Origin of the sequence: Lacticaseibacillus camelliae DSM 22697 = JCM 13995, from assembly GCF_001311195.1 — a bacterium.
In the GTDB taxonomy this organism is placed as follows: Bacteria; Bacillota; Bacilli; order Lactobacillales; family Lactobacillaceae; genus Lacticaseibacillus; species Lacticaseibacillus camelliae.
Genome location: NZ_BBAJ01000092.1, coordinates 1 through 8081, shown reverse-complemented (window position 1 = coordinate 8081; position 8081 = coordinate 1). Strand labels below are relative to the sequence as shown.

The window sequence follows — 8081 nt, the reverse complement described above, 5'->3', positions numbered from 1 at the left end:
TGATGCCATGCAAGTCATGTCCAAGCTCAAACAGATTGTCATGCTTGGCCGTCAAGCTGGCTTCTTTCTCGTGTTGGCCTGCCAACGCCCTGACGCAAAGTATTTGGGCGACGGGATAAGAGATCAGTTCATGTTCCGGGTCGCTCTTGGGCGCATGAGTGAGCTGGGCTATTCCATGATGTTCGGCGAAACCAACAAGGACTTCTTCCAAAAACCAATCAAGGGACGAGGCTATGTTGACACTGGCGGTAGCGTGATCTCTGAATTTTACACACCACTAGTACCGCGCGGCTATGATTTCCTCACCGAAATTGGTGCCGTAGCCAATACCGTTCCTGCAACCCCAACAGAACAGGAGATGCTAAATGAACACTGATGTCAAAATCGAAAACAGATCGCAATTCCTCAACGACTTTCACGAAAACGTACCTTTCCAGTCTGGCGAAGACGCGGAAGACCAACTCGAATGGATGGCAATGCACGCCCACGAGTACCCGGATTCACGAATCTGGATGGGCGCTCCCGGCGGACTGACCGCTGATCGCTTTCCGAAACGCTTTTGGTTCAATGTTACCACTGGCGACGACGGTGGCTTGATCATGACTTACACCAACGTCGCAGATGAAGGTGATGAAGAATGATTACACCACAATTTAGAAACAAGATGCAATTTACAGAAGACTACGCCAATACAATCAAAGCTGGGACAATGAGTGACGCCGAAGACGCCTTGATGGAGCTTTGCGATTACATCGAGCCGTGGGAAGACGGTGATCACTGGCTAGAGCTTACCGCTGACCGCACCGTATCAGGCAAACCCGTGTACTTCTGGTTCACGGCTGATATTTCTGGCGACGGCATGGTTCTCACCTACCATGACTTGGCGCACCACTACTGATTATATCTCAAATGGGAAAAATTAAGCTGCGTCGTTTTGAGAAACTGTGATACTAAAATGCGTAAAAATCGGATTTTGTTGAATTTCGTCAACCGACGTGATATGATTCTAATATCAAATACGAAAGGTCGGTTTGCAATGAAACCAAACCCAACTATCCTCCACGCAGCAGTCGATGTCATGTCTACGACCGCTCGCGATGTACGCCCTGACTTTGATGCCTCGATTGCTTCCGTAAATCATACTGGTTTATCCCAAGCTGTTTGGGCTCGTCGTGGTCAACAGACTACTGACAAGTTTCCAGAAAATGATAATATAAAAATTCGTCACGTTCAACGTGGCGGCTTTTGGCAGTTTGAAGCAGTTGTCGATGTACAACAACGCGAAGTCTTCCTATTGATGACGCATGACAACTTAAAGGCACTGCAAAAAAAGATTTAAAGCCAACGGGTATTGCCACCACTACTTATTCAGCCTACTTCGCCTAAATCCCGAAGCGAAAAGTGAGCAACAATCACTTTTCCAACTTGACGAAGATGAAGAAGCAGCACGAGAAAAAGACTGTGACAATATCTTAGGTGAATTCGCTGGTGAAATCGATCGCGTATATGTCGTAGCATTCGATTATGCTGAATCATTACCGACTGGTGGCGCTGTTTATCTGCTTGACCAAAACGGCTCGACGATTGAAAGCATGGACATCAGCGACATGCTTGTTGATCAAGAAGAAACAACTGAAGAAGATTCGCTGGGAACTGATCCTGTTAAACGTCCTAGCGAGTCGACCCCGTTGGTCAAGCTTAAAATCAAAAAGGCATAATGCCTACAATTAACTATTAGTGAGGATGTTGCAAAATGGGCTTTGAATTGAATGGTGACCGTCTTCGGGAAGCTCGGCGCTATCGTAGGCTAACCATTACAAGCCTTTCCGAAAAAGCCGGCGTTTCAAAACAGATGGTCTCTCGATATGAAAGAGGAACTGCTCAGCCGGGGCTTGAAGTTTTTCAGAAAATCGTCAGGGAGCTTCAATTCCCAGTTGATTTTTTTACTGGTACCAACAAATTTGAATATAAAGATGAAGGAACCTACTTTAGAAGCCGCTTGACTTCCACCCAGTCTGAAAAAAATGCCAAGTGAAACGTACAAAAAAAGCAACCGGCCTTGTACGGAACATGTTCAGTGAATATGTCGAGTTTCCTTCGCTATTTCAGGAGGACATCACATCAAAGTCCCCCAAGGCTGCTGCTATCCAGCTTCGTCAGTCTTGGGAGCTTGGAGATGATCCAATCAAAAATGTACTTCGACTTCTAGAAAGTCATGGTATTTTGGTAGCACTCGTGAATTCTGGTTCTGAAAAAATTGACGCCCATAGCGGCTATGTCGATGTCAACCAACACCGCTATTACGTCGTACTCGTAGATGCTAACAGCACAACCTTCTTTCGTCAGCAATTTAGCCTTGCACATGAATTGGGACATTTTATCCTTCATTCAGATAGTGTGGAGCCACAAACTCTTGATACTCAAGAATATCGTCAAATGGAAAAAGAAGCTGACGAATTTGCTTCAGAATTTTTGTTACCCGCACAAGCATTTGAGAAATCTATTAGTGGCAATCTAATGGATCTTGATGAATATATTCGCCTTAAGATGAAATGGTACGTAGCTGCCGGTGCAATGGTGCACCGTGCTCGCTCGCTCCGCTTAATCAATGCCGATCAGTATCTTCGCCTTCAAAAACGCATCAGTGCCCGCGGCTGGCGAAAGAAAGAGAAACTTGATGGTATCGTAGAGCCCTCAAAGCCGCAACTCTTACATCAGTCTCTCGACTTATTGGAAAGCGCAAACGTTTTACAAGCACGAGAATTGCCGGGAATACTCAACAGTGAGTACGGGGTGGCTTTCCCAACGGAAATACTTGCACAGGTCATCGGAGTTCCGATCAGCCGATTCAAGGCCGATATTGTGCAACTAAAACCACTGGCCTAAAAGGGCCTGCCGCCACGCGCGGCGGGCAGCGCGAAAGCCGCAAGCGTGAGTGGCAGCGGTCGGCGCCAGCCGACCGCTTACCCCCAGTACTCTAACAGGGGGTATTAAATACAACGTCTGTGCCTGAACACAAGGTAGAAAGCCTGATATGACAGGTTTAAATTGAATAGTTATAAAATGATGGATTGCACCCCGCATCCATCTTTTTTTGTTCAAAAATCAAAGGAGGCTAAATGTGTTTTCTTGGCATGAACAAGTTAAGCTACATCGAAAACAATTACGACTGACGCAAGCTCAAGTCGCCCGGCGCTTAGGTGTCACACGGATGCATTACGTCCAAGTGGAAAACGGTAAGACTAACCCTAGTTCGTCTCTACAAATGGAAATCGACCGGCTGCTCAAGAATTGGAACGATGAACCAGAACTGACGCTGATGTTTGACTACATGCGGATACGGTTTCCCACACATGACGCCAAGGCCGTGATCACCAAGATTCTCGGGCTGACCCCAGAACACCTCATATTTGAGGAACACGGCTTCTACGGTTATTCGGCCATGTATATTTTCTCCAACATTCAGGTCATGGTGGCACCGGTTGGCTCCAACCTCGGCACATTGGTTGAGATGAAAGGTCAAGGCTGCCGAGAGTTTGAAGGCATTCTACTTAGCCGCGGTGAGAACTGGTACGACTACTTTCTTCGGGTCGATGAAGCTGGCGGCATCTTCAAGCGGGTTGATATTGCGATTAACGACAAGGTTGGCCTGCTAAACATTCCAGAGCTGGTCGATAAGTGCCTGAACAACGAGTGCATTTCCGTCATGCGGTCGTTTCAAGGGCTGCAATCAGGCAAGCTCGTGGATCTCGACGAGGCTGGCCGAGGCAATACCCTTTACGTCGGCACGATGAAAAGCGACGTGTATTTCTGCATATACGAAAAAGCCGCTGAACAAGCTGCCAAGCATGGCATCTCGATTGCTGACACGCCGATCATCAACCGATTTGAGATTCGATTGAAGAACGAGCGGGCGATTAAAGCGATTGAGAATATGCTGATTACCCGCGACGCTGAAAAGGTTGCGTTCGGTATCATCACCCGCTATATGCGCTTCGTGGATGAAGTCCCGGACAAAAGCCGCCTCAAGTGGCCGCTCAACGAACGTTGGGCATACTTCATTGGTAAAGGTCGTCAGCCGATCCGCCTAACTACTGACCCACAACCCTTTGACCTGAACAAGACCAAAGCGTGGCTCCAAAAGCAAGTCATGCCCACGCTCAAGGTTATCAAGGAAATTGACAACTACTTCGGCACTACTGACTTACAGCTCATGATCAAGGACGCCGAACTAACCGACAAGCACCTCAAGCTGATTGAGCAGCAGACTGTCGGTAGCGAAGAACTAGGAGGTGACATGTTTGGTCAATGACGTGCTTGCTTCTCACCCGCTGCGAGGCAAGGCATTCAAAGACTGCGTGCTGAACGTCTACGTCTACAAGGCCGTGCTAGTCGCGTCGTTGAACACAAGAAGTACCGCCGTATCTGCGACATGAATAGTTTTGGCTTCACGGCACAAAACTACATCACTTGGCGGCACCAGCAACAAGAACACCCAGCGGCATTGATTGGCCGTGATGGTCGCGCTTTGAACTACGGTGAACTGCGCCGACTGCTTTATCAAACAGCCGAAGAATCAGGCTGGCCGGTCTTCGCTGCACCAGTGGAAGACCTATTTTTCGATTAACAGACTTGGTCGCGATTGACCGCGCCAAAACAATCGCAATTCAAAAAGGAGTGATGGTCACAAATTCAACTAAAGGAGTATCAACGCAATCGAACTAGACGTCATCTACAATCGCGATTGTCTGGAAGGTATGGCGGACTTACCAACAGCCTCTATCGACATGATCCTGTGCGACTTACCGTATGGCACCACAGCAAACGCTTGGGACAAGGTGATTCCGTTTGCCCACCTCTGGGGTCAATACGAACGGCTCATTAAACCTCAAGGCGCGATCGTACTCACCGCAACCGAACGGTTCTCTGCGGACTTAGTACAATCAAATCCGGCCTTGTACCGCTACAAGTGGGTCTGGATCAAGAATACTGTCACCAACTTCGTTAATGCCAAGAACCGTCCGCTATCCCGGTTCGAGGAGATTCTCGTCTTCTCAAAATCGGGCACAGCTAACTTTGGTAACTCCCCTGATACCAAAGGAATGAATTATTTTCCTCAAGGACTACTCCCCTATAACAAAACCGTCAACTCACGCAAGTATGAGAGGGCCAACCAGCTGCACCCGTGGAACGCACCTGATAGCTACACGCAAGAGTGGACGAACTACCCGTCTGACGTGCTCAACTACAAGTCTGATCGCACCGGCTGGCACCCGACACAAAAGCCCGTCGATCTTTTTGCCTACCTCATCAAGACTTACACCCAGCCCGGCGGAATCGTGCTGGATAACTGTATGGGGTCTGGCACCACCGCGATTGCCGCAATGGACACTGACCGCCATTTCATCGGCTATGAAATTAGCGAAGAATACTGGCGCCGGGCTAACGACCGAATCAAGCAACATCATGCTACGCAAACTGAACTATTCTGATTCATCACTCACGATCTGGTCGCCGCTGACCACATCAAAACAGCGGCAATCTTGAAAGGAGCCCTGGTCGCAAAACTAAAAATCAAAGGATGATTATTATGAATTTCGGACAAAACTTGTTTAATTGGTTCACTTCAAACGCCCAGAGCTTGGTACTGATGGCGATTGCCATTATCGGTGTTTACCTGGGCTTCAAGAGGGAGTTCTCTAAGCTCATCGGTTTTCTGATCATTGCGATCATTGCCGTGGGGTTGGTATTCAACACGGCTGGCGTCAAAGACGTGCTGCTGAATCTGTTCAATCGCGTCATGGGGGCTTAACCTATGGACGACATCAAAGTCTTTATTGCTAATCTTGGCAAATATAATGAGGGTGAAATTGTTGGTGCCTGGTTCACGCCACCAATCAACAATGAAGAACTTACCGAAAAGCTAGGACTGAACGACCAGTACGAAGAGTACATGGTTCAGGACTACGAAGGCCCCGTTGTCTTTAGTGAGTATTCAACGATTGGTGAGATAAATGAAGCTGCCGCGGCCATTGAAGCATTGAAAGGCACCGAGATTTACCCTGCCATCAAAGAGCTTATCGGCGAATGGTACGACAACGTGATCGAACTCGCTGCGCACAAAGACGACATCGCCTGTTATCACGTTGCGAACATGACGGAATTGGCCAAAGAACTGGCTGACGAAGACTGGTTCGGCGACATTCCGCCACAAGTCGAAAACTATATCGACTATGCCAAAGTCGGACGTGACCTCGAAATTGAAGGAGGTTTCGTTGAAACACCTTATGGCATCTACCAATTATTAGACTAACTCTCTGGGCTGGCGCTACAAAAGGCGTCAGCCTTTTTATCTCACTACGAAAGGAGATCACATGAAGAAAGTCAGATCCTACACCAGCATCTGGTCAGTGGAAAAGGTGCTGTATGCCATCAATGACCTGCAACTACCGTTCCCAATTACTTTTAAGCAAATGACGTGGTTCATCGTCAGTCTGTTTGCGGTCATGCTGCTGGGCGACTTGCCACCTCTGTCATTCATTGACGGCGCATTTCTCAAGTACGTTGCATTCCTGCCGGGCTAACGTGGTTCATGAGCCAAAAGACCTTCGACAACAAGAAACCAATGGGATTCCTGCGGTCGGTGATCAACTATGCCATTACCCCGAAGCTCACCTATGCTGGTAAACCCGTGAAGTCGCAAAAAGAGAAACAAGACACAGCGGTGACCTACGTTTGGAGGTACCACAATGAAATTTCCAATTAAGTATATCGAAGACAATCTCTCTGGAACACTGACGGGGAGTGTTTCGCCTATTTTGAACTAGTCCCTTACAATTACAGTTTTCTGTCACCCGAACAGAAGCAACAAGTCCATGAGAACTTCCGTCAACTGATCTCCCAGAACCGTGACGGCAAGCTCCATTTATTGCAGCTCGCCACCGAAGCCAGTGTCCGGGACACCCTCGACCGCTCGAAGAAGTTGGTCAAAGGAACGCTCAAAGACATCGCCTTCCAGCATATCGACGGCCAAGCCGAAGCGTTGACCGAAAACGTCGGTGACAATCAAGTCGATTACAGATTCTTCATCGGCTTTAAGCTGTTGCTGAACGACGCTGAGGTTACCGCCAAGTCTATCTTCAAGGATATGTCTTTAGGCATTCGGGACTTCTTCTCCGAGTTCAACACAACGTTCGCTGGTGATTTCTTCACCATGAACAACGCCGAAGTGGAACGCTACGCCAAGTCCGCTAAGTTCCTTGCCGAAAAAAATTGGCCGCCGGTTCAAAGTCCGCCCGCTCGACAAGAACGACTTCGGCTACCTACTCGAACACCTTTACGGCATGACTGGGCAAGATTACGACGACTATGACTATCACTTGCCCCGCAAGAAGTCCAAGCGCGACACAATTATCAAACGCTATGACCTGATCAAACCAACCTGGTCGCTGATTGAGCAGCACCAACGCTCCATTAAGATTACCCACGGGCTAGACGCCAGCTATGTGACGTACCTGACGCTTTCCGACATCGTGGGTGAACTCGAATTTCCCGGCAGCGAGATCTTCTACTTCCAGCAAAGCCAGTTCGACTTTCCAATCGACACTAGCTTGAACGTTGAGATCGTGACAAACAAGAAGGCATTGACTAAGGTGCGTAACAAAAAGAAGGAGTTGAAAGACCTCGACGAACATGCTTATCAGTCCGGCAACGAGACCACACGCGGCGTCAGCGACGCCTTGGATTCAGTCGATGAGCTTGAAAGCAACCTTGATCAGACTAAGGACGCTATGTACAAGATTAGCTATGTCATTCGCGTAGCTGGGCGTTCCGAAGATGAAATGAAGCGCCGTGCCGATCAGCTACTTGACTTCTACGACAGCCTCAACATAAAGCTCGTGCGGCCATTTGGCGACATGCTAGGACTACACAGTGAGTTTATCCCTGCCTCGAAGCGCTACATCAACGACTATATTCAATATGTGACCAGCGATTTCATCGCCTCACTAGGCTTTGGTGCGACACAATCGCTCGGCGAAAAAGAAGGTATCTACATCGGGTACAACGTGGACACCGGACGC

The 8081-nt window shown here is 48.4% G+C and carries 10 protein-coding genes and 4 pseudogenes; all 14 read left to right on the top strand.

What is annotated here, in order from left to right:
- Window positions 1-376: pseudogene (locus JCM13995_RS12020) on the top strand (ATP-binding protein); the annotation flags it as partial.
- Window positions 366-641 carry a hypothetical protein gene (locus JCM13995_RS12015; RefSeq protein WP_054665974.1) on the top strand — a complete coding sequence of 92 codons (276 nt, stop codon included), beginning with the start codon at window positions 366-368 and terminating at the stop codon, window positions 639-641. The pseudogene JCM13995_RS12020 and the gene JCM13995_RS12015, both read left to right, overlap by 11 nt.
- Window positions 638-898 (top strand): hypothetical protein, encoded by a 261-nt coding sequence (locus JCM13995_RS12010; protein ID WP_054665971.1) that lies wholly within the window; start codon window positions 638-640, stop codon window positions 896-898. Before JCM13995_RS12015 ends, JCM13995_RS12010 begins: the two co-directional genes overlap by 4 nt.
- Before the next feature lie 138 nt (window positions 899-1036).
- The gene (locus JCM13995_RS17260) at window positions 1037-1339 is read left to right on the top strand and encodes a DUF5986 family protein (RefSeq protein WP_156314476.1); all 303 of its coding nucleotides are present in this window, start codon (window positions 1037-1039) and stop codon (window positions 1337-1339) included.
- Between the two features lie 19 nt (window positions 1340-1358).
- Window positions 1359-1718: pseudogene (locus JCM13995_RS17255) on the top strand (DUF5986 family protein); the annotation flags it as partial.
- Window positions 1719-1753: 35 nt separating this feature from the next.
- Window positions 1754-2035, top strand: a complete 282-nt coding sequence (locus JCM13995_RS16330; protein ID WP_054665968.1) for a helix-turn-helix domain-containing protein — start codon at window positions 1754-1756, stop codon at window positions 2033-2035.
- The gene (locus tag JCM13995_RS12000) at window positions 2032-2886 is read left to right on the top strand and encodes an ImmA/IrrE family metallo-endopeptidase (RefSeq protein ID WP_054665966.1); all 855 of its coding nucleotides are present in this window, start codon (window positions 2032-2034) and stop codon (window positions 2884-2886) included. The genes JCM13995_RS16330 and JCM13995_RS12000 overlap by 4 nt, the downstream gene beginning before the upstream one ends.
- Window positions 2887-3121: 235 nt before the next feature.
- Complete coding sequence (locus JCM13995_RS11995; protein WP_054665964.1) at window positions 3122-4312, top strand: XRE family transcriptional regulator; 1191 nt, start codon at window positions 3122-3124, stop codon at window positions 4310-4312.
- A 120-nt stretch (window positions 4313-4432) separates the two neighbouring features.
- Window positions 4433-4627: a hypothetical protein gene (locus JCM13995_RS16325; RefSeq protein ID WP_082397857.1), complete on the top strand. Its 195-nt coding sequence runs from the start codon at window positions 4433-4435 to the stop codon at window positions 4625-4627.
- Between the two features lie 130 nt (window positions 4628-4757).
- The gene (locus JCM13995_RS11985; RefSeq protein ID WP_054665962.1) at window positions 4758-5492 is read left to right on the top strand and encodes a DNA-methyltransferase; all 735 of its coding nucleotides are present in this window, start codon (window positions 4758-4760) and stop codon (window positions 5490-5492) included.
- A gap of 98 nt (window positions 5493-5590) precedes the next feature.
- On the top strand, window positions 5591-5812 hold the full coding sequence (locus tag JCM13995_RS11980; protein ID WP_014571615.1) for a hypothetical protein: 222 nt from the start codon (window positions 5591-5593) through the stop codon (window positions 5810-5812).
- Window positions 5813-5815: 3 nt separating this feature from the next.
- Window positions 5816-6313 carry an antirestriction protein ArdA gene (locus JCM13995_RS11975; RefSeq protein WP_054665960.1) on the top strand — a complete coding sequence of 166 codons (498 nt, stop codon included), beginning with the start codon at window positions 5816-5818 and terminating at the stop codon, window positions 6311-6313.
- A 61-nt stretch (window positions 6314-6374) separates the two neighbouring features.
- Window positions 6375-6766, top strand: a pseudogene (locus JCM13995_RS11970) (conjugal transfer protein).
- Window positions 6750-8081 (top strand): annotated as a pseudogene (locus JCM13995_RS11965) (conjugal transfer ATPase TcpF); the annotation flags it as partial. The pseudogenes JCM13995_RS11970 and JCM13995_RS11965, both read left to right, overlap by 17 nt.

Bases quoted from the DNA above. Each gene is read 5' to 3' on its own strand.
- JCM13995_RS11985 (WP_054665962.1), top strand. From the start codon at position 4,758: ATGGCGGACTTACCAACAGCCTCTATCGACATGATCCTGTGCGACTTA.
- JCM13995_RS11980 (WP_014571615.1), top strand. From the start codon at position 5,591: ATGAATTTCGGACAAAACTTGTTTAATTGGTTCACTTCAAACGCCCAG.
- JCM13995_RS16325 (WP_082397857.1), top strand. From the start codon at position 4,433: ATGAATAGTTTTGGCTTCACGGCACAAAACTACATCACTTGGCGGCAC.
- JCM13995_RS16330 (WP_054665968.1), top strand. From the start codon at position 1,754: ATGGGCTTTGAATTGAATGGTGACCGTCTTCGGGAAGCTCGGCGCTAT.
- JCM13995_RS17260 (WP_156314476.1), top strand. From the start codon at position 1,037: ATGAAACCAAACCCAACTATCCTCCACGCAGCAGTCGATGTCATGTCT.
- JCM13995_RS12010 (WP_054665971.1), top strand. From the start codon at position 638: ATGATTACACCACAATTTAGAAACAAGATGCAATTTACAGAAGACTAC.
- JCM13995_RS11975 (WP_054665960.1), top strand. From the start codon at position 5,816: ATGGACGACATCAAAGTCTTTATTGCTAATCTTGGCAAATATAATGAG.
- JCM13995_RS12015 (WP_054665974.1), top strand. From the start codon at position 366: ATGAACACTGATGTCAAAATCGAAAACAGATCGCAATTCCTCAACGAC.